The sequence below is a fragment of the Streptococcus sanguinis SK1 = NCTC 7863 genome, assembly GCF_000194945.1.
GTDB classification, from domain to species: Bacteria; Bacillota; Bacilli; order Lactobacillales; family Streptococcaceae; genus Streptococcus; species Streptococcus sanguinis.
In genome coordinates this window covers 295,903-315,289 of record NZ_GL878511.1, presented here as the reverse complement: position 1 = coordinate 315,289, position 19,387 = coordinate 295,903, and the positions used below count along the sequence as shown (strand labels likewise).

The 19,387-nt window shown below is 42.6% G+C and carries 20 protein-coding genes; 13 read left to right on the top strand and 7 right to left on the bottom strand.

Features of this window, described 5'->3' with window-relative positions:
• Nucleotides 1–12: 12 nt before the first annotated feature.
• Nucleotides 13–2,424, bottom strand: a complete 2,412-nt coding sequence (locus HMPREF9378_RS00405) for a bifunctional 2',3'-cyclic-nucleotide 2'-phosphodiesterase/3'-nucleotidase (protein WP_002914466.1) — start codon at nucleotides 2,422–2,424, stop codon at nucleotides 13–15.
• Between the two features lie 251 nt (nucleotides 2,425–2,675).
• On the opposite strand from HMPREF9378_RS00405, the gene HMPREF9378_RS00410 reads away from it, so the two are divergent.
• From HMPREF9378_RS00410 to dtd, 9 genes are all read left to right on the top strand, one after another.
• Complete coding sequence (locus HMPREF9378_RS00410; protein WP_002914465.1) at nucleotides 2,676–3,335, top strand: hypothetical protein; 660 nt, start codon at nucleotides 2,676–2,678, stop codon at nucleotides 3,333–3,335.
• 265 nt (nucleotides 3,336–3,600) lie between these two features.
• A complete protein-coding gene (locus HMPREF9378_RS11825) occupies nucleotides 3,601–3,729 on the top strand; it encodes a hypothetical protein (RefSeq protein ID WP_260468515.1) in 129 nt (42 codons plus the stop codon).
• Between the two features lie 71 nt (nucleotides 3,730–3,800).
• On the top strand, nucleotides 3,801–4,193 hold the full coding sequence (locus HMPREF9378_RS00415) for a DUF1310 family protein (protein ID WP_002914464.1): 393 nt from the start codon (nucleotides 3,801–3,803) through the stop codon (nucleotides 4,191–4,193).
• Between the two features lie 105 nt (nucleotides 4,194–4,298).
• Nucleotides 4,299–4,691: a DUF1310 family protein gene (locus tag HMPREF9378_RS00420; protein ID WP_002901647.1), complete on the top strand. Its 393-nt coding sequence runs from the start codon at nucleotides 4,299–4,301 to the stop codon at nucleotides 4,689–4,691.
• 6 nt (nucleotides 4,692–4,697) lie between these two features.
• On the top strand, nucleotides 4,698–6,059 hold the full coding sequence (locus HMPREF9378_RS00425) for an alpha/beta hydrolase family protein (protein WP_002901645.1): 1,362 nt from the start codon (nucleotides 4,698–4,700) through the stop codon (nucleotides 6,057–6,059).
• On the top strand, nucleotides 6,044–6,448 hold the full coding sequence (locus tag HMPREF9378_RS00430) for a hypothetical protein (protein ID WP_002901643.1): 405 nt from the start codon (nucleotides 6,044–6,046) through the stop codon (nucleotides 6,446–6,448). The genes HMPREF9378_RS00425 and HMPREF9378_RS00430 overlap by 16 nt, the downstream gene beginning before the upstream one ends.
• Nucleotides 6,435–6,719, top strand: a complete 285-nt coding sequence (locus tag HMPREF9378_RS00435; protein WP_002901642.1) for a hypothetical protein — start codon at nucleotides 6,435–6,437, stop codon at nucleotides 6,717–6,719. Before HMPREF9378_RS00430 ends, HMPREF9378_RS00435 begins: the two co-directional genes overlap by 14 nt.
• A 131-nt stretch (nucleotides 6,720–6,850) precedes the next feature.
• On the top strand, nucleotides 6,851–9,070 hold the full coding sequence (locus HMPREF9378_RS00440; protein ID WP_002901641.1) for a RelA/SpoT family protein: 2,220 nt from the start codon (nucleotides 6,851–6,853) through the stop codon (nucleotides 9,068–9,070).
• Between the two features lie 56 nt (nucleotides 9,071–9,126).
• Complete coding sequence (gene dtd / locus HMPREF9378_RS00445; protein WP_002901639.1) at nucleotides 9,127–9,570, top strand: D-aminoacyl-tRNA deacylase; 444 nt, start codon at nucleotides 9,127–9,129, stop codon at nucleotides 9,568–9,570.
• Between the two features lie 92 nt (nucleotides 9,571–9,662).
• On the opposite strand, the gene HMPREF9378_RS00450 is transcribed toward dtd, so the two are convergent.
• On the bottom strand, nucleotides 9,663–10,460 hold the full coding sequence (locus tag HMPREF9378_RS00450) for a nucleotidyltransferase domain-containing protein (protein WP_002914463.1): 798 nt from the start codon (nucleotides 10,458–10,460) through the stop codon (nucleotides 9,663–9,665).
• 474 nt (nucleotides 10,461–10,934) lie between these two features.
• Here HMPREF9378_RS00450 and HMPREF9378_RS00455 point away from each other — a divergent pair, with 474 nt between their 5' ends.
• Nucleotides 10,935–11,549, top strand: a complete 615-nt coding sequence (locus tag HMPREF9378_RS00455; protein ID WP_002901628.1) for a CPBP family intramembrane glutamic endopeptidase — start codon at nucleotides 10,935–10,937, stop codon at nucleotides 11,547–11,549.
• Nucleotides 11,550–11,662: 113 nt separating this feature from the next.
• Here HMPREF9378_RS00455 and HMPREF9378_RS00460 read toward each other — a convergent pair whose 3' ends face one another.
• The 3 genes from HMPREF9378_RS00460 to HMPREF9378_RS00470 form a co-directional block, all read right to left on the bottom strand.
• A complete protein-coding gene (locus HMPREF9378_RS00460; protein ID WP_002901626.1) occupies nucleotides 11,663–12,088 on the bottom strand; it encodes an EVE domain-containing protein in 426 nt (141 codons plus the stop codon).
• Nucleotides 12,081–12,542 carry a MarR family winged helix-turn-helix transcriptional regulator gene (locus tag HMPREF9378_RS00465; RefSeq protein WP_002901624.1) on the bottom strand — a complete coding sequence of 154 codons (462 nt, stop codon included), beginning with the start codon at nucleotides 12,540–12,542 and terminating at the stop codon, nucleotides 12,081–12,083. Before HMPREF9378_RS00465 ends, HMPREF9378_RS00460 begins: the two co-directional genes overlap by 8 nt.
• A 105-nt stretch (nucleotides 12,543–12,647) precedes the next feature.
• Nucleotides 12,648–13,295 (bottom strand): metal-dependent transcriptional regulator, encoded by a 648-nt coding sequence (locus tag HMPREF9378_RS00470; RefSeq protein WP_002914462.1) that lies wholly within the window; start codon nucleotides 13,293–13,295, stop codon nucleotides 12,648–12,650.
• 199 nt (nucleotides 13,296–13,494) lie between these two features.
• Between HMPREF9378_RS00470 and HMPREF9378_RS00475 the strand changes: the two genes are divergently transcribed.
• From HMPREF9378_RS00475 to HMPREF9378_RS00485, 3 genes are all read left to right on the top strand, one after another.
• Nucleotides 13,495–13,881: a cysteine peptidase family C39 domain-containing protein gene (locus HMPREF9378_RS00475; protein ID WP_002901619.1), complete on the top strand. Its 387-nt coding sequence runs from the start codon at nucleotides 13,495–13,497 to the stop codon at nucleotides 13,879–13,881.
• A 278-nt stretch (nucleotides 13,882–14,159) separates the two neighbouring features.
• Nucleotides 14,160–16,400 (top strand): SEC10/PgrA surface exclusion domain-containing protein, encoded by a 2,241-nt coding sequence (locus HMPREF9378_RS00480; protein ID WP_002901617.1) that lies wholly within the window; start codon nucleotides 14,160–14,162, stop codon nucleotides 16,398–16,400.
• A gap of 286 nt (nucleotides 16,401–16,686) precedes the next feature.
• On the top strand, nucleotides 16,687–17,784 hold the full coding sequence (locus tag HMPREF9378_RS00485) for a DUF3114 domain-containing protein (protein WP_002914461.1): 1,098 nt from the start codon (nucleotides 16,687–16,689) through the stop codon (nucleotides 17,782–17,784).
• A gap of 20 nt (nucleotides 17,785–17,804) precedes the next feature.
• Here the strand turns inward: HMPREF9378_RS00485 and tpx are convergent, their stop codons facing one another.
• On the bottom strand, nucleotides 17,805–18,296 hold the full coding sequence (tpx, locus tag HMPREF9378_RS00490; RefSeq protein WP_002914458.1) for a thiol peroxidase: 492 nt from the start codon (nucleotides 18,294–18,296) through the stop codon (nucleotides 17,805–17,807).
• A gap of 151 nt (nucleotides 18,297–18,447) precedes the next feature.
• On the bottom strand, nucleotides 18,448–19,377 hold the full coding sequence (gene ssaB / locus HMPREF9378_RS00495) for a metal ABC transporter substrate-binding lipoprotein/adhesin SsaB (protein ID WP_002901614.1): 930 nt from the start codon (nucleotides 19,375–19,377) through the stop codon (nucleotides 18,448–18,450).
• Between the last annotated feature and the right edge of the window lie 10 nt (nucleotides 19,378–19,387).

Sequence of the window (19,387 nt, the reverse complement as noted above, 5' to 3'; positions counted from 1 at the left end):
CTGATTTTTTAATTATTGTCTTTCTCGTTTTTTAAAGGCGAAGATTCCTGCAAGTCCGGTCATGACAAGTCCCAAGAGTCCAAGCGAGGATGTCTTTTCTCCAGTTGCTGGGAGGCTTTCTGCTCCTGCCTGTCTGTGGGATGCCTGCTTGTTTGTGCTAGGGTCAACAGCAGTCAAGACAGGGAAGTCTACTCTACTATGCTGCAGATTGGCTGCTTCGACTGCGATAGTCGGAGAGCTTGACTGTTCGATAGGCACCGGTTCAGTTTTCGGTGCGACGTAGACGAATTTGTATTCGCCGAATCCTTCTTGGGCAGATGCCGCTAGATAGACGATGTCTCCGTCAGTACCAATCAAGTTCTTGGCCTTATCAGCTGTCAGGAAGCGCAGGTCCAGTCCCTTGATGGTATCAGCGAAATGCCAGTTCTGATCAGCACTTGGATTGATATTTTTGACAGCCAAGATATAGTTGATGATAGCTTGACGGTTTTCCAGATTGAGGAGACGATTGAGGCTGGCTTCTCGAACACCAGGGAAGTTACCGTTAGACCGGTAGTTGTTGGTCACGACGATAAATTCCTGATTGGGGTCAATCTCCTTGCCTTGGTATTTCAGGTTGCGGACTCGGCTGGCATTTGGATTTGCCAGCTTGCCTTCGCGGTCGTATTTGTTCGGCTGGGTAATGTCAAACTCATAGGTAACACCGTCGATAACATCAAAGTTATAAGTCCGGTAGTCAGTATTGACCAGATTTTGCGGTTGGCTATTATTTGGGTCAATGGTATTGAATTGGCCAGCTGACATTTCCAACCATTCTTTGAGCTGGGCACCGTTGACCTTGAGGATAGCAGTTACATTATCGTAGAGGTAGAGGTCTGCTACGTTCTTGATGGCAATAGGACCAGCTGGAATGTCTGTGTAGGCCGTTGCATCTCCACGAGTTCCTGCCTTGAAAGGCGCTGCTGCAGACAGGATAGGAAGGTTGGCTTCAGGCGTGCCAGCCAGCTCTTGCTTAGCATACCAAAGCTGGGCATTGTTGACGATTTGCACAGATGGATCGTCTTTGACCAGAGAGAAGTAACTTGTAATGGGTGCAGTCGTAGTACCGACTTGCTGGCGGACATAGTTGATAGTCCCTTGGTGGGATTCTTTGGCAATGTCAATGACGCGCTGATCTGCTACATTAGACTTGGTATCTACCTTGCGGATAGAGCCCTTGCTGTCAGTGACTTTCCATTTGCCATCGGTATAGTTTAGCTTGAGGTCAATGACGCCCAGATGGTCGCCATATTTTCCAGCCATGGTTACTGGAGTGCCGTTGATTTTCCCGTTGATACCGTCTACACCAGGATATTTTTCGTAGAATCCAGTTCCATTTCCGCTTGGAAATTCTGCGTGGGAGTGGCCCGTTACAACAGCATCCACACCTGGCAGACTGGCAATTTGATAGCCTTCATTTTCCTCGCCTTTTTCATACTTGTCATCTCCGATACCGGAGTGAGAAAGCACCAAAGTGATGTCTGCACCAGCCTTGCGCATCTCAGGAATGATGTCTCGAATGGCCTCAACAGAATCGCGAACGACCACTTTTCCTTCTAGGTTTGCCTTATCCCAGTTGAGGATCTGTGGCGGTACAATCCCAGTCACACCAATCTTGACGGTCGTCAAGCGTCCCTGAGTATCCGTAAAGGTCTTTTCGATGATTTTGTAAGGCTGATAAATGAATTTACCAGTCGCTGGATCCAGCACATTGGCATTGACAATAGGCAAGCCAGCTGTCTCAATCACGCGGTTGAGATAGTCCAGACCGTAGTTGAACTCATGGTTCCCTAGCGTACCAGCTTCAAAGCCCAGAGCCTGTAGAGCAGCATACATAGGGTGCTGCTCGCCCTTCTCCACAGGATTCACAATGGCCTTGTAGGTTCCAAGCGGCGTTCCTTGGATGGTATCGCCATTGTCAACTAAGAGGACGTTCGGATTTTCTTTCTTGGCCTTCTCGATTAGCACGGCTGTTTTAGCCAGTCCTAAGGTCTCCACCGGCTTGTCCTGATAGTAGTCGTAGTTGACCAAGTTGGTATGGAGGTCGGTCGTTGCCAAGATACGAACATCGACAGTCTGTCCCTCCACGGGTTTAGTGTCCTCAGTAGCCGCGACATTGCGAGCCATAGCCATCAGAGCATCAGCGTTTCCGCTGGCATTTTCTGGGGAAATAGCAGAGCTAGGATCCGTGCTCTCTGGTGTCGCAGTAGCTTCAGTAGGATTTGCAGCAGTCGTTGGTTTTGCTTCCGCTGCGCTGCTTTCTACTGGGGCAGGATTAGCAGTGACTGCTGGAGCATTCTCATCAGCCTGAACAGCATTTACAGCTGCCGCAAGAGCCGCTGCACTCAAAAGCACAACCGTTTTTTGAAGGGATGATTTAGACATAATATCTCCTTTATTAAAATGAATTTCAGACTTATATTATACTATATTAAAGCGCTCTCATCAAGAAGAAATTTCCAGTATAGAGCTTTTATGCTTTCTAATATTGGTTTGAAAATACTGAATGAAGACATCAGCGGATAAGTGAATAATCGGATGGAGGTAGAATAAAATAGAGTTTTAAAAATTTATGGTACACTATAGAGTGACTGAAATAAGTTACTTTGTTAAGTATAATAAACAAGGAGAATATCATGGAAAAGAGAATTTTTCTCAAAATATTACTTTTAGGGGGAGTCATGATAGGATTAATAGGATGTGGAGAAAAGAGGAGCAGCCGAGATTGGATTGAGAATAAGGTAGCTGAAGTGAGTCGCGTCTATCCCACTGAAAATCTATTTGATTTGTTTAAGCAATTTCCGGATGGGTTTAAAGTAGAGCAAGTGTATATCAAACGTGGGACTTATCTTATCGAAATAACTTTACAAGGGGATAGTAGCAATCACACAATTTCTGGAGTGCTAACCAAGACACGGGCTTCTGATGATATTACTGAAAAACCAGAAGAAACAATAAGAGTTGATTATATAGATGGGAAATTTATCTTTTCTGATGAGGGGAAAGCGAAAGAATTATGGCCTTTTGATGGATTCTTATTTCAAAAGTTAACGATTAATCAGTCTTTTCTATCTTCTTTATCTATGAAATCCAAAAGTTATAATAGCAACAACGGGGCGTTTGATATTAATTATTCGGTTCAAAATCAAACTATCAATCAGTATTTTCACAAAAATGAAAGAGAGCAGGCGATTTTAGGTTTTGGAAGCTCAAACCGAAACGATGATTATTACTATTATTCAGTAACTGTCAACTATGATAATGTTTACTCATTTAGAGAAACCGTGTCAAATTAAGAGGAGATAAGATGGTGGAAAAATTTGCTAACATTGGTATTTCTACTTTTGATGCTTCAAATTTAGCATGTTATCTACTTTGATAAAATCATTATTAGTATCAGCTGTCTCACTGCCTTGTATCCGCTTTCGTATTTTGGTATAATAATGATGAATTCACTTGGGTAAGTCGGAAAGGAAAATAAAACGGAAACAATCAGACTGCCTAAGTTGGGAAGCGTATCTGCATTCTTTACCTGATAAGGAGAGGAGGTTCGCCATGACTATGTCTGCCTTATTTGAGTTGTTTGTTGCCCTTTTAGGTGTGGCATCTACTTGCTACCTTGTCTACGCTTATTGTCAATTTATCAAGGAAGAAGTTCATCACTTTCTTCACCACAACCCGCCCGTTTAAGGCGGGTTTTTGCTTTTGGTAAAATAGTTTATACTATATAATGAAACTGATAGAGATTGAGGAGTGTTTATATGTCTAAGAGAAGAAATAGAATTATGGGGCTTATTGGCCTAAGTGTATTGATATTGTTGGGAGTGGGCCTATACCTAGCTCACAAAAACCAAGAATTTCAGAATGAGATGACAAGAATTGTCCACGGTGAGGAAGTAAAGAAATTGATTATGGAGGAATTAAAAGCAATCGATCCTCATGCTTTAACGGAGAAAGGGAAAATCCGTTCCTATAAAATTGATGATTCAACCATTCGTCATAATCCAATGGGAGGCATTATGTTTGATATTATCGTCAATGATAGTATAAGCATGGCTGGGAAAATGGGAATTCAAAAAGATGGCGGAAGTGAGCAACTAAGTTCAGTTGGTATGGATGAATCAGCAGGTTTGCAAGCTTTGGTAGGGGAGTGATGACAAGTGATTCACTATTCTAGTTATAGCGATAATCTCTGGCTTTAATTGAAATTGTAAAACCTATGTTATATAATAGATTATAAGAATAATAGGGGGTGTCCCATGAAGAAAAAGCATAAAATTATACTAATTATAGTCAGTTTGTTTGTGGCTGTTTGTCTAGGAGGAGGAATGTACATGGCTCACAAAAATCAAGAATTTCAGAATGAGATGGTAAAGATTGTCCATAGTGAGGAAGTGAAAAATTTAATAGAAAAGAAATTAAAAAAATTAGACCCTCATGCTTTAACGGATAAGGGGAAGATTCGTTCTTATAAAATAGATGACAAGACCATCCGTCATAATCCTATGGGGGGCATCATGTTTGATATTGTCATTAATGATGACCCTGATATTGTTGGGTCAACAGGGCTTAGAAAATATGGGGAGAATGAGGCGATACGAACTGTAGGTATGGATAGATCGAAAGGTCTTCAGAAGTTACTAGAGGAGTGATGATTAATGATTAGTTATGATGATAGGGAAAAAAATGAAATAGCCTGGAAGCAATACAATGCGGATTCATATAAAATTGGTAAAGAAATCACAATTGAAGCAAGTGACGGTTCGGATATTACCATTGGCTATGTTTCGGATATTTTTAGTGATTCTACTGGAACTAATATAAAGAATGAAGATGGTCTGAACAATGTCTTCAAAAGGATGGACGAGGAACGGTTTGGTTTAGATGGTTATGTTATTACAGATAAAGAGGTGGGAGGAAATATTAAACCTGAGGATGTAAAAGAAATTACCGTGTTATTTCAAGGTTCTGAGTTTGATTTCTCATCTATTAAAGGTGCAAAAGGCACGATAAATGACTGGGGAATTACAGATACTCAGATGGCTGTGAATATTTTGCGTTCTCGGTACCTTGGCACTAATATGGGAGTAGCTAAACAGCAGGAGTTGGCAGCAAAGGGGCTTAAAGAAATGATGGATAAGTATCCGAATGCTCGGGTTAGTCTCTACGCTCACTCTCTGGGGTCAATGGATGGTCAGGTCGCTTTGGCAAGCCTAGAAGACAGCTATCTGCAGCGCATTGATGGGGCCTATCTATATGAGGGGCCCAATACCTATCTAGTTTTAACTGATAAACAGAGGAAGCAAGTTGATAAAATCAAGTACAAAATTTTTAACTATGTTGATCCGAAAGACTTCATTGCTATGCAGTACCCAGAAACGGGGAGCGAGGGAGTTGTTGGGACACTTGTAAAAATTAACAGTAAGGGAAAAGATAACTGGATTCAACAGCATATGTGGGGTGGTTATGAATATGACTCAGGTTATTTAAATGTGAGAGAGTCAGATCTTCAGGATTACCGCCTTGCCCGCGCCAAGCAAGCTATGGAGCAGCTTGATATTAAGAAAAAAGCATTGAGTGAACGCTATCAGAAAATGGTTGCTGCTGGTTATACTAGATCTGAAATGATTTACCTAGATAGTGAGCAAGCTACAACTTTTGCATCCAGTTTGCAAAACTTGGCAGCTATTTCGACTGAAGCAATTATGGCTTTTTGTGATTATGGTGTATCTAAAGTCAGTGGAAGGTGGGATGCTCTGTTAGCTCAAGCTCAGGCGATGCCGAATGTCTCTAGATTGCTAAGTGAAGCAGAGGTGATAGATGCTCTTTCTCAAGTAGGAGCTACAAAGGATACCGTTGAAACTAGCATCATAACTGAGCTGAAAGATATGCGGAACAAAGCCGTCAAGACTAAAGAAGAATTTGATGGACTAAGTTCTAAACTTCTTAATGGAATCCAAGAATTAGTGAAAAAAGATGAGGGGCTTGCTAGGGAGTACAAAAGATGGGGCAACATATAGAGAATAAGAAGGATAAGCTTTATGAACAGTTCAGGAGTACTCAAGAACGCTATAATGCGGAATATGATAAATATTTAGATGAGAAGCGAAATTTCGAAGAAATGATGACTGAAACGGATGACCTCTATCATTCTGCAAGGCAGCAAATACAAGATATGGAAGATTATACAGTTGCTTGCTTGAGACGTTCTACAGAAGGCGCTCAGCTTATCCATGAATTTTATGATAAAGTTTTTCAAGTACAAGATAATCTTGAGATAGAGTATCGTAGAGAGCGCGAAGGGGTTGAAGAGGAATGTTTACTTTTGGATAAACGATTTCGTAAAAAGTCAGATAAATATGATGAAGATTTAGCTCATATAAGGAGAGATATCTATGGGGAAAAGTAAAATAGCTGCTAAACTTGATATAGACGCTTACCTTAAAACTTTGGCTTTAGGGACGATTAAGACATTAGGTAAGGCAGCATTGGCGGAAGTTCAGAAGGAAAGAGATGATGTCAAAAAAAACGTCTCTACTATTGCGACAGACTGGGATCGATCTGTGGGTCAGATTATAGGTGGCTTAAATCAAGTTTTGGTCGGTCAATTTTCTAATCAAGTCAAAGAAAGTGCCCAGCAAAAGAGAAGTGGCATTCAGGAATTGCAGCATAATAAGTAAGGCTTTGTTTTTACCAGCCTCATACCGGATAACTCCCGCCCGTTTAAGGCGGGTTTTTATATGAACCGTCTTCTAGGTTTTCATATCGGGCTAAAAGTGATAAAATAGTAGGCAGGAATTGGAGAGACGAGATGCCAAAAGAAGTGAATTTGACGGGCGATCAGGTATTGGCCCTTACGAGAAAATATCTGGCTGCGGAGGATGTGGCCTTTATACAGAAAGCTTTGATCTATGCGATTGACTGTCACAGTGGGCAGTTTCGCAGGTCAGGTGAGCCTTATATCGTGCATCCTATTCAGGTGGCAGGGATTTTGGCCAAGCTCAAGCTGGACGCGGTAACGGTTGCTTGCGGCTTTCTACATGATGTGGTCGAGGATACCCGTGCGACGCTGGATGATTTGGAAAGAGAGTTTGGAACTGATGTGCGCGTGATCGTAGATGGGGTTACCAAGCTGGGTAAGGTCAAGTACAAATCCCACGAGGAGCAGCTGGCAGAAAATCACCGTAAGATGCTGATGGCCATGTCGGAGGATATCCGGGTTATTTTGGTCAAACTGGCAGACCGTCTCCACAATATGCGGACGCTCAAGCATCTGCGCAAGGATAAGCAGGAGCGGATTTCTCGAGAAACAATGGAAATTTACGCACCCTTGGCTCATCGCCTGGGGATTTCCAGTGTCAAGTGGGAGCTGGAAGATTTGTCTTTCCGTTATCTCAATGAAGTGGAATTTTACAAAATTTCCCACATGATGAAGGAGAAGCGTCGGGAGCGTGAAGCTCTGGTAGAAGAGGTGGTTCAGAAGATTGAGACCTATGCTGGCGAGCGCAATCTGCACGGTAAGATTTATGGCCGGCCCAAGCATATCTACTCGATCTATCGCAAGATGCAGGACAAGAAGAAGCGTTTTGATGAGATTTATGATTTAATCGCCATTCGCTGTATCTTGGATACTCAAAGTGATGTTTATGCTATGCTGGGCTACATTCATGAGCTTTGGCGGCCGATGCCGGGGCGGTTCAAGGATTATATTGCCAACCGCAAGGCCAATGGTTACCAGTCTATTCATACGACCGTTTATGGACCCAAAGGTCCGATTGAGTTTCAGATTCGGACTAAGGAAATGCATGAGGTCGCTGAGTATGGGGTTGCGGCTCACTGGGCTTACAAGAAAGGTGTCAAGGGACAGGTAGACAGCAAAGAATCAGCCATCGGGATGAACTGGATCAAGGAGTTGATGGAGCTGCAAGACCAGTCTAACAATGCTAAGGATTTCGTTGACTCAGTTAAGGAGAGCTATCTGGCTGAGGAAATTTACGTTTTCACACCAGATGGAGCGGTGCGTTCTCTGCCTAAGGACTCGGGTCCCATTGACTTTGCCTATGAGATCCATACCAAGGTCGGTGAGAAAGCCACAGGAGCCAAGGTCAATGGCCGCATGGTGCCCCTGACAACCAAGCTCAGGACAGGGGATCAGGTGGAAATCATCACCAATGCTAACTCCTTCGGACCGAGCCGCGACTGGCTCAATATTGTCAAGACCAGCAAGGCCAGAAATAAAATCCGTCAGTTCTTTAAGAATCAAGACAAGGAGCTGTCTATTTCCAAAGGCCGAGAGCTCTTGCAGGCTCAATTTCAGGAGCATGGCTATGTAGCTAATAAGTACATGGACAAGAAGCACATGGAAGAAGTGCTGCAGAAGACCAGCTATAAGACTGAAGAGGCGCTTTTTGCAGCGATTGGCTTCGGTGAGATTGGTGCCATTAGTATTTTCAACCGTTTGACAGAAAAAGAGCGCCGTGAGGAAGAACGGGCCAAGGCCAGAGCAGAAGCGGAGGAATTGGTTAAGGGCGGCGAGGTCAAGGTCGAAAACAAAAAAGACACCCTCAAGGTTAAGCACGAAGGTGGTGTGGTTATTCAGGGGGCGTCTGGTCTCCTCATCCGGATTGCCAAATGCTGTAACCCTGTACCGGGTGATGATATTGTTGGCTATATTACCAAAGGACGCGGTGTAGCCATTCACCGGCAGGACTGCATGAATCTCAAGGCTCAGGAAAATTACGAGCAGCGACTGATTGATGTGGAATGGGAAGACAACAACACGACCAAAGAGTACACGGCTCACATTGATATATACGGTCTCAACCGCTCTGGCCTCCTCAACGATGTGTTGCAGGTTCTGTCCAATACCACCAAAAATATCTCAACAGTCAATGCTCAGCCAACCAAGGATATGAAATTTGCTAATATCCACGTTTCTTTTGGTATTGCTAATCTGTCCATGCTGACGACGGTGGTGGATAAGATCAAGAGCGTGCCGGAGGTCTACTCGGTCAAGCGGACTAATGGCTGATTCTTTTCGGAAATCATTATCGAGCTGTAAGTTACCGTTAAATCAAAGGAAAAGATATGAAAATAGTGATTCAGCGCGTGAAGCGTGCTCAGGTCAGCATTGACCAGCAGCTGTACAGCAGTATTGGACAAGGTCTCCTGCTCCTAGTAGGCGTAGGGCCTGACGATAGTCAGGAGGATATGGATTATGCAGTCAGGAAGATTGTCAATATGCGGATTTTTTCCGATGCTGAGGGTAAAATGAACCTGTCTATCAAGGACATTGGCGGAGAGATTTTGTCGATTTCCCAGTTCACTCTGCATGCAGATACCAAAAAAGGTAATCGGCCAGCCTTTGTCAAGGCTGCTCCGCCAGAGATGGCTAGCAATTTTTATGATGCCTTTAATCTTGCCTTGCAGCAGGAGGTGGCAACTCGGACGGGGATTTTTGGGGCAGACATGCAGGTAGAACTAATCAATGATGGTCCAGTGACTATTATCTTGGATACAAAGAATCGCTGATAAAAAGCATGAAAAGGAGTTTGAACACTAGTGTTCAAACTCCTAATTTTTTTGCTTCTGTAGCAATGAATAGATAGTTTCCGACAACATTACTAAAAATCGCCAATAATTTCTTGAGGAATGACTTCTTTGATGGTCGTCACTAGCTGATTGATAAGCTTTATGGCTTCAGCGGGCTCAGTGTAGAGTTTTTGAAAATAGGTCTGTATATTTTCTTCGAAATGCTGAGGCAATAGCGAGCAGTTTGTTTTTGCAAACTCCAGCATTCTCTTTTCTCCAGGGTGCGTCTGTTCGTTTAGAGCGAAGAGCAAGTCAAAATAGGAAGCAAAAAATTCACTGCTGCGGTGATTGATGCTGAGCAAGTCCTGACGCTTGAGCGCTTTTTCTATTTGTTTGGAGAAAGCTGGCATGGCTTGATCGAGTAAGAGGAGCTGCTTCTTAATAATATTCTTTTTCAGCTCAGCTGGATAAGGTAGTCTGTACTTGTTCTGAAGTGTCTCGTAGCGACCATTTCGGTCGTAGATGATTTTGCTGTGAAGCAGATTGTGCCACATACAGGTAGTATAGGCATTCTGAGCTTGGTGATCTAGGACGACAGTCTGCAGATCTTTATCAAAGCTATCCAGTGTACGGTAAATGAGCTCAATTTCGATCTTGTTCTTTAACACACAGTCATCCTCTAGTTCCCAAAACTGATTGCCAATTTCCATGTAGGAGCAGTACTTGCTGAGGATATCGCGTCGAGTCGTGGGAGCAATGGAACCTGTCAAGTAGATATAAACATCATAGTCTGAGTCTTTGTCAAAATGCTGTCCAGCACGAGAGCCACCGAGAACGATAGCTTCCACTTGATCTAGCTGGGCAAATTCTTTAAAAAGTTGTTGTGGCATAATTTTTCCTTACTGATTTTTGACATCATTGTAGCAAAATGTAAGCGGGTTGGCAAGAAGGGAAAAACAGCTTTTGGCATGGTACTAAGCCTGCAAAATTGAACCCCCGAGGGGTAGGAAGTGGATAAGCAGGAGCTGGAAGAATTTGACTAAAAAGAAAATTATCTAGGATAGATAGGTTGAAAATTTGATTTTGTGTGATAAAATTTTAGGACTTTTTTCTTTCTTTAATCTCATAGCCTTATTTTTATCTGCAACTTTTCTTATATTTTTGAGATAAGTTTTTAAAGGATTTTTGGCATCATTTAGTCCAAAAATGAGAAGCATAGTAAGCAAGTGGAAGCGGCGATAACCGTTGAATTGTTTATGTTTATGATTCCTATCATTCTTTAGAAATATTTTAGAATTACTTTATAAATTCTTGAAGTTTGTCTTGTATAATCATATTAAAGAAAAGAAAGGAGTCTCTTTACCATGGGAAATCTAGTTCAACAGATGCTGAATGCTCTGATTCAAATTGCTTTGTTTGCTTTTCTTCCTTTTGTTTGGTGGTTGATAAGGGCTAGAAGAAAAAGTCCATTTTTAGAATGGCTTGGCTTAAAACCGCTAAAAGATACTGGCAACCGGAAGATCTGGCTGTGGATTTTGTTGGGTTCGCTATCTTTCTTGCTTCTTTCGTTTTTGCTAGTATATCCTGCTGTAAAAAATCTGGATACAGCGACTTCGAATTTCTCAGGCCTTGGCTTTCAAGCCTTGCCAGCTGTTTTGATTTATGGTATTTTTCAAACTTCTCTGTCGGAAGAACTGCTATTCAGAGGTTTTCTTTTAAAGAGATTGGCTAGCCGCTTATCCTTTGTAGTGGCCAACACCATACAAGCTGCTCTTTTTGGTCTGCTCCATGGCTTGATGTTTATAACAGTGCTCTCTTGGCAGCAAACCCTGCTCATCATTTTGTGTACGGGTGGCATCGCGGCCTATATGGGCTTTGTCAATGAAAAGAAATCTGATGGCTCCGTTTTAGCCAGCTGGATCATACATGCCTTAGCAAATGTGATTACGGGTACTTTATCGGCTTTTATGCTGATTTGATAAATCGATAATTTCACTGCAAATCAAAAAGTTCCGATTTTCCTTGAGAATCGGAACTTTAGATTTGATGACAGGTGAGTAAAGGTTTAGGTGTAAGTCAAACGAAGCTGCTTCTACTGATTTGCAGGGTTGTCCAGTTTCATTTGCTCAAAAACATAAAGGAAGAAGTCTTTTGAAACTTCGAAATGTCCGTATCTTATCTGAGAAGCATATTGGCGCCACTGAGGATGCTGTCGGACTTGCTCAATAGGGCAGTCTTTGACAGGCTGGTAGTAGCTGACATCTCGCCGAAATGGGACAAAGCCTTCAAACATCTCTACTTGGTAAGCAGTGTCATCTAGAATCTTGCCAACTGCTGTAAAGGCCTGCAGCTTTTCCTGACCATTCAGCTGATACTTGGGACTGTAGTACAGAAGATAGTCCCCCTTTTTCATTCGGTTCAATGGTGCTTTCTTTCCATGGCAAACTTGGCAAAATCCACCTTCTACACCTCTTAGTACATGTTCTTTTGATACGACACCCACCCAAAATCTAGTCATTTTCTGCCTCCAGTTCCATTAAGAGTTGATTCAATATTTCTGTTTTATTTCCTAATTTTCCAAAGAACGCCTGATCAATGCCTTCTACTAGAGGGAGGGCTTGGTTGACCTTTTGCAGCCCCGTATCCGTTAGAAGTATGATGTTGGCACGGCTGTCCTTGGGATGGACTTCCCGCATGATCAAACCTTTCTTGACCAAGAGGCGGATGATTTGGGATATGGTCATAACATCCATGTCAGAAAATCGGGCAATATCGGTTTGACTCACCCATTCTTGCTGACGCAGGAGTGCAGCAAGAGTGGTCAGAACGACAAACTGGGGATGGGTCAAATCAATCGTTCTCAGTTTGTTTTTTATCAGCCCATGCCACTTGTGGTAGGTACGGATAAAGAGCAGACCGGTTGATTTTTTGTATTCATCCTTGTAGATGGAGTTAAACTGCGATTTTTCCATTAGCTTTCCCTCTAGATATTTTATAAGTACACTTATTGTAATCTGACATCTTATTTTTGTCAATAAAAACCCAGTTTAGACTAAAAAGTCCGAACTGGGTTCTGTTTATAGTTTTTCCACATAAATCTGCTGGGCAATCATAGGATTGATTTGGATTTCTTGGGTTTCTGTCTTGAGAAGATAGACCTGAGCGAAAGAATCGTATTGGATGAAGGTGATGGTTTGGCCGATTTGCAGGTTATATTTTTCCAAGTATTTGAGCAAGTCAAAGTCGTCGTGTACGCGTTTGATAATATAGTCACCAGGGGCAGAAGCCTCTTCCAGAGTCAGTTGATTTTCTTCGTCCAGAAGCTCTCCCTTGGCTGGGATGGTACCCCCGTGAGGACAGATCTTGGGGTACTGGAGCATGGAATCCAGACGCTCAACAAAGCGCTCAGAAACAGTGTGCTCTAGGACTTCGGCTTCCTCATGAATTTCATCAGTCGAGTAGCCGAGATGGTTGACCAGAAAGACTTCAATCAGTCGGTGCTTACGGTAGAGGTCAGAAACTAGCCTTAGTCCCAAATCAGTCAGCAAGTAGCCGGCTTTTTTATCCTTGACCAGAAGTTCTTCCGCCAGCATTTTTTTCATCATTTCCGTCACAGCCGGAGGTGAAACCTGCATGAGCTGGGCGATTTCTTTATTGGTGATTTTTTTGTGGCGGCTGCCAATCTCATAGATACACTTGAGATAGTCTTCTTTATTTGGGGGCATCTTGCATCCTCGCTGAACTTTCTATCCCTAGTATAACAAAAATCACTGCAAGAATACAGTGTCTAAGCCTTTCTTTGATGTTTAGATTTTCTTCATTGTGATGGTCGCTGGGGCGGCAAGAAGTATGGTCCTTACAGCATGGATGCGACAGGATGCGTGCCGACAACGCTAGCCATGGTTATGGATTACTGGTACAGAAGTGCTTCCGACAACCGTTGCGGATTACCTATATAACCATACCAATGAATTTAATAAAGATGGATTTGGCACCAGCAGCCGTGGTATTGTCCGATCTGCCCAGCACTGGGATCTGACGACTGAGACCCTGTTTACAGCTTCTGCAGTCAAAGAAGTGCTTTTGCAAGGGCATCATGTCCTAGGTGCCGTTGGTACTAGCATCTTTGCTCATTATCCAGTAACTCATGAGCTGGTTCTCAAAGGCTATGACAATGGAAAAACCTATGTCCGTGACCCTTATAATGCAGCTAATAATGGCTGGTATCCAGTAGACTATCTCTTTGGAGTCAAGAGTGTAGATCCGACGGATAATACAGAGGGATCACCCTTCATTGCTATCAAAGGATAAGAAATTCGTGAATAAGAAGACCGCTCGTTGCTTGACGGGCGGTTTTCTGCATTCTATGACTATTATGTTTGTAATCGGTTAAGAGTTTATCATCGGCAAGATTAGTAAGAGTCAAATTCATTTTACAATTATAGCTAGAGACACAGTTTTTTTGGAAGCGATGGAGATGAGATTCTATTTTTGGACATATTTGCGATAAATGTTCTCAAAAAAACATGTAAATAGTTTGACAAACAAAGTTTTTCTCATTATACTGTTAACATATCAGGAGGAAACCCATGAAAAAAATCCAAAAACATGTCATTCTAGGTGCAGCAATTCTTGCTGGTACTGGCATTGCTCACACTGTAGCTGCAGATACAACTCCAGTGGATGCAAATGCATCTGCAAACCAAGATAAGGCTCTATCTGCAAGCCCAGAAGCTCTTAAACAGCAAACGGAGCAGGTCAATCAAGCGAAAGCGTCTGTTGACCAAGCCAAAGAACAGGTTACAGCAGCTGAGACTAAGGTTGAAACAGCTAAGAAAGATAATGCTGATACAAGTGCACAAAAAATTGCGGAAGCCCAAGCAGCTGTGACAGAAGCTGAGAAGAAAGTTGCTCCAGCAGAAAACGCAGCCAATCAAGCTCAAGCAGCTCTTGATACAGCTAAAAAAGCAGAAAACACACAGGCGACTGTAGCTCAGGATGCTCAAGCTCAAGCAGCTAAGGCACAAACTGAAACCCAAGCAGCTCAGGATGCTGTGAATGCAGCTCAAAAAGATGTGGACAGCAAACTGGTAAGTGAAAAGGTAACAAAGGCAAAGACAGAGCTTGACAAGGAACAAAAGAACCTGGATTCTTACGAAGATCAGTTGAAGACAGCTGAATCCGAAGATGCGAAACGACAAGCGTCGATTGATCAAGCCCAAGCAGACATTAAAGCAGCTCAAGCAGAAATCAAAGAAAAAGAAGCGAAACTTTCGTCTCAAGATCAGGTTCACAATACTTTTACCCTATCGCAAGATTACATCAGGGCAGCAAGAACTATTGATAAAAAAGGATCGGGTCAGTTAACTCCTGAAGCGAAAGAAATGCTTGCAAAAGAGGCAGCGATTCTAAAATCAAGTAATAACTTCATTAGCAGTCAAAAGGATGTTCGACGTATAGTAGATATTAATAATATTCCTAAGGAGATCCTTTTGGAAATTAACTACTATGCTCAAGATTTAATCAACCAAATCCGTAAGCAAGTAGGCAATGCTCCTGTAACATTAACGCAAAATAGTATAGATTATGCGGCGGCCCTAAGCCAAGCAGCCCGTGAGCAAAAATATAGAGCCCAAGCAAAAGATCCTATAACTTCACAAGTGAATGTTCCAAAAGATGTGGTTGCTAAATTTGGGCTTGATCAGTTTGGATATAGAGTTACTGGTTTAAATGAGCTTGGTTTTTATCCTACGTTGGCCAGTCAAGAAAAAGTGTCCGTTGATTATTTGAAGAAGACTATCTATGACAATATTAAATTCCAATTATTTGACCTTGGAGATAGCTTTAGAGACCCCATTAGAACAACAATCTATGCTCAAAAAATAGCTGGCAGCCTAGATAGGCAGAAAAAGGGAGATTATGTAGCTGTTAACTTTAGCAACAACGGCATTATTAACCGAATTAACTTCCTTCTCTTCGCGAATGATGACGGTGATATTAAGGACCCTTCCAAAATCACACCAGCCTTGATCAATCCAAATGCCAATAATCAAGAGGCAGACGCTGCTCGTAAAGATTTAGCGGCTTCGCAAGCTAAGTTGGACGCTGCTCAACGTACGTTGACAAATGCTCAGAACAAGCAGGAGACAGCCCCATTACTGCGTGAGGTTGTGAAAACTGCTAAGGACAAGTTGGCTAAGGCGGAACGTACTTACCAAGCTGAACTCGAAAATAGCAAGAATTCGGCTTCTGAAGAAACCAAGGCTAAGCTTGCAGTTTTAGCTAAAGCTCAAGCAAGCTTGAAAGAAAAAGAAACAGCCCAAGCAACTGCGCAAAAAACAGCTGAGGAAGCTAATGCCAAACTTGCCGAATTGAAAGCAGCTACAGCAAACGCTCAAGAAAAGGCAACTGCTGCGGCTACAGCTCTGGAAGAGGCTCAACGCGCTGTTCAAGCTGCTAAAGACTATGTTACTAGCTTGCAAAATGCCCCTGCTCTTCTAAAAGAAGCAGAAGCGGCTCTCAATGATGCTAAAGCAAATTTGGCAAGTAAGGAAGAAACCTATAGAGTCGAAAATGCAAAACTTGAAGCTTTGAAAGCAGCTCTTGCGGCCCTTGAGACAGACGATCCAACCAACCTCGTTTCTAAGAATGAGCGAAAGGTTCTGAAAGTCACTACAACGGGAGTGAAGAACGGAAAGAAACCAGTTCAGACCTATCAGGCTCCGGCAGCTCTTCCAAAAACAGGTTCTGCTGAATCTTCTCTAGCACTGGCAGGATTGGGATTACTCTCTATGCTGGGACTGGCTTTTGCAAAACGACGTAAAGCTTAAAAGCATTTATCGACAAAATCAAATTCTAGAAGAATTGTCCAGTCGTGAAAAGTTGGACGACTCATTTCAATAAAACTCATACTGAGAGAGGACCAGTTTGGTCTTCTCTTTATTTATTGAGTGATTTGTTAAGAACATCTTTATTGTTAGCACTCCAAGGGTTCATATTTTGTTCTTTGTTATCATGTGAGTTTGTGATAAAATCTAATTGTTCTATGTAGATTAGATTTTTTATTATAATCTAGACAGTATTGAACTATTATAGCTAACAGAAAGGAGGGAAGCCATGTATCCGAAAGAAGGGAAAGAACATCTCTTTCAGCAATTGCAATCAATCGGCTGGTCTCAGGTAGCACTGGAACAAGTTTTTGCAGAGATTAGTGTGCAAGGGAAAACAGTGCTAGAAGAAGGATATTACCTGCAGGAGGCTCAGCTTTTTGGCAGTCCCTTTTTTCAAGATCTTTGGCTGGCTGAGGAGACTCAAATCAGCAGGTTAGGAGCTCAGGAATTGCTGGTTCTGGCTATGAATCTTGTTAATATGCCTGAGGAGCTGAGTGGAGATAAGGCAGAGACGGATCTTTTACTGGCTCGGATTGCTCCAAACCTAACACCTCATGATGGCTTTTGGAAGATTTTTTCAAGGACCTTGCGCCAGGCTTTTCCAGCAGATGATTTCAGCCAAAGGGATGGCAGTCAAAAGCTTAAAAGGCAGCTGCATCAGTTTCGCTATGTCATTTCCTGCCAGCAGGCCCAGTGGGTCAGAGATCACTACCGTCAGACTGGTATGACAGATGCAGAAGCCTTGGCCTCCTATCTAAAGGATTGGTCTGCGCTGCCTTATAGCTTTCAAGAATCCTCTCGCTTGCACAATAAAGCCTATATTGATAAGAGATCAGAGCAAGCTATCTATCCGGATGGTCAAGCAAGTCAGGCTAATATAAAAATCCTGATTGATTTTCATACAGAGTTTATTCTGGATCAGACAGGTCGTTTTCTCAATATCATAGATCCAGAGGGGGCTAGTCAAAATGGTATTGTGAACGGAGCCAGCTTTAACTATGGTGAGCGCAACCGTCCGGGCAATCAGGCTTCTCATACTCGCTATGATGTCAAAACGCCTGCAGTTTGGGATCCTCGCTTTCGCAGGCTTGTCATTGAAAATAGCAGCCGCAAGTTCAAATCACCTCAGAATAATCGTGGTCCGCTGGGCTATCGCTCGGCTAAGAGCCCTTATGCTCGAAAGGGACGGAGTGCTTATAAACAGGTAAAGGCAGAGATTGCTCAATTCAAGAAATTACTGGATCGACCATCCTTTCTCTTGCGTTCTTGGGCTTGGTTTCGTCAGTTTTGGCAGAAGTTTTTCGCACAAAAAAATACGGACTAGCAAATCCGTATTTTTATCTCTTATAAACTCTTAACTGCTGCAATCGCCGCATCATAGTCTGGCTCGGTGTTGATATTGTCGACATATTCAGCGTAGGTCACAGTGTTGTTTTCGTCTAGAACTAGAACTGCGCGGGCCAAAAGGTGCCATTCATTGATGAGGACAGCATAGTCACGGCCGAAAGAATGGTCAAAGTAGTCAGAGAGCATGACAGCATTCTCAATGCCTTCAGTAGCACACCACTTGCCTTGTGCAAAAGGCAAATCAACTGAAACCGTGATAACAACGGTATTATCTAAGTCAGAGAGTTCTTGATTGAAACGGCGGGTCTGAGTTGAGCAGACACCAGTATCGATAGATGGGATGATGCTCAGGACTTTCTTTTTGCCAGCAAAGTCAGCCAGAGTTTTCTTTGAAAGATCAGTTGCTGTCAAGCTAAAATCGTGGGCAGTGTCGCCGACTTGCAGTTGCTTTCCAGTAAAGGTTACAGGGTTTCCGAGAAAAGTTGTCATAGGAAGTCTCCATTCATGTTTGATAGCTTCATTGTACAGCGAATAGTGATTTTTTTCGAATAATTTGACCGGAAATTTGAGAGCGACTCCAGGTGAAGCTCCTTCTCCAAAAATAAAGAGGTTAGGATTTTGTCTTCCTAACCTTTTATCATTATTTGGCCAATCCTTCAGAAATTTTATCCAGATTGTATTTCATCATGCTATAGTAGCTGTCTCCTTCTTCTCCCTTTTCAGCGATTGAGTCTGTGAAGATTTTAGCGTGGATTGGGATGTTGGTGTCTTTAGAAACAGTCTTCATCGGACGGTCGTCTACACTTGATTCGACAAAGAGAGATGGCACTTTGGTCTTGCGTAGTTTTTCAACCAAGCTTTTGATTTGGTCTGGAGTTCCTTCTTCTTCAGTGTTGATTTCCCAAATGTAGGCTGATGGTACATTGTAGGCTTTAGAGAAGTACTTGAAGCAGCCTTCGCTAGTCACAATCATTTTCTTTTCTTCTGGTATATTGTTGAATTTCTCCTTGGCTTCCTTATCCAAAGCGGTCAGTTTTTCTACATAGGCTTTGAGATTTTTCTCGTAAGTGGCCTTATTGTCAGGGTCTTTTTCAATCAAACGTTTGGCAATATTTTGCGCATAGATAATACCATTTTCCAAGTTAAGCCAAGCATGGGGGTCTTCTTTGCCCTTTTCACTTTGCCCTTCAAGGTAAATGACGTCAACGCCATCGCTGACAGCATAGTAGTCCTTATTTTCGTCCTTATTGGCATTTTTGACTAACTTGGTGAACCAAGCATTACCGCCAGTTTCCAGATTGATACCGTTGTAGAAGATGAGGTCTGCTTGAGAAGTCTTTTTGACGTCTTCAGGCAGGGGCTCGTATTCGTGGGGGTCTTTGCCGACTGGTACAATGCTGTGCAGGTCAATCTTATCGCCAGCTATATTTTTGGTAATATCAGCGATAATTGAGTTGGTCGCAACAACCTTGAGTTTGGACGAGTCACTGGACGCCTTCTTCTGACCGGAGCAGGCAAAGAGAGTGCAGACTGCTAGCAAAAGCAGGGATAAAAAACCTAATTTTTTCATGGGAGTCCTC

Excerpts from the sequence above, each read along its gene's own strand:
- HMPREF9378_RS00405 (WP_002914466.1), bottom strand. The coding sequence starts at position 2,424 with ATGTCTAAATCATCCCTTCAAAAAACGGTTGTGCTTTTGAGTGCAGCG.
- HMPREF9378_RS00410 (WP_002914465.1), top strand. The coding sequence starts at position 2,676 with ATGGAAAAGAGAATTTTTCTCAAAATATTACTTTTAGGGGGAGTCATG.
- HMPREF9378_RS11825 (WP_260468515.1), top strand. The coding sequence starts at position 3,601 with ATGTCTGCCTTATTTGAGTTGTTTGTTGCCCTTTTAGGTGTGGCATCT.
- HMPREF9378_RS00415 (WP_002914464.1), top strand. The coding sequence starts at position 3,801 with ATGTCTAAGAGAAGAAATAGAATTATGGGGCTTATTGGCCTAAGTGTA.
- HMPREF9378_RS00420 (WP_002901647.1), top strand. The coding sequence starts at position 4,299 with ATGAAGAAAAAGCATAAAATTATACTAATTATAGTCAGTTTGTTTGTG.
- HMPREF9378_RS00425 (WP_002901645.1), top strand. The coding sequence starts at position 4,698 with ATGATTAGTTATGATGATAGGGAAAAAAATGAAATAGCCTGGAAGCAA.
- HMPREF9378_RS00430 (WP_002901643.1), top strand. The coding sequence starts at position 6,044 with ATGGGGCAACATATAGAGAATAAGAAGGATAAGCTTTATGAACAGTTC.
- HMPREF9378_RS00435 (WP_002901642.1), top strand. The coding sequence starts at position 6,435 with ATGGGGAAAAGTAAAATAGCTGCTAAACTTGATATAGACGCTTACCTT.
- HMPREF9378_RS00440 (WP_002901641.1), top strand. The coding sequence starts at position 6,851 with ATGCCAAAAGAAGTGAATTTGACGGGCGATCAGGTATTGGCCCTTACG.
- dtd (WP_002901639.1), top strand. The coding sequence starts at position 9,127 with ATGAAAATAGTGATTCAGCGCGTGAAGCGTGCTCAGGTCAGCATTGAC.
- HMPREF9378_RS00450 (WP_002914463.1), bottom strand. The coding sequence starts at position 10,460 with ATGCCACAACAACTTTTTAAAGAATTTGCCCAGCTAGATCAAGTGGAA.
- HMPREF9378_RS00455 (WP_002901628.1), top strand. The coding sequence starts at position 10,935 with ATGGGAAATCTAGTTCAACAGATGCTGAATGCTCTGATTCAAATTGCT.
- HMPREF9378_RS00460 (WP_002901626.1), bottom strand. The coding sequence starts at position 12,088 with ATGACTAGATTTTGGGTGGGTGTCGTATCAAAAGAACATGTACTAAGA.
- HMPREF9378_RS00465 (WP_002901624.1), bottom strand. The coding sequence starts at position 12,542 with ATGGAAAAATCGCAGTTTAACTCCATCTACAAGGATGAATACAAAAAA.
- HMPREF9378_RS00470 (WP_002914462.1), bottom strand. The coding sequence starts at position 13,295 with ATGCCCCCAAATAAAGAAGACTATCTCAAGTGTATCTATGAGATTGGC.
- HMPREF9378_RS00480 (WP_002901617.1), top strand. The coding sequence starts at position 14,160 with ATGAAAAAAATCCAAAAACATGTCATTCTAGGTGCAGCAATTCTTGCT.
- HMPREF9378_RS00485 (WP_002914461.1), top strand. The coding sequence starts at position 16,687 with ATGTATCCGAAAGAAGGGAAAGAACATCTCTTTCAGCAATTGCAATCA.
- tpx (WP_002914458.1), bottom strand. The coding sequence starts at position 18,296 with ATGACAACTTTTCTCGGAAACCCTGTAACCTTTACTGGAAAGCAACTG.
- ssaB (WP_002901614.1), bottom strand. The coding sequence starts at position 19,377 with ATGAAAAAATTAGGTTTTTTATCCCTGCTTTTGCTAGCAGTCTGCACT.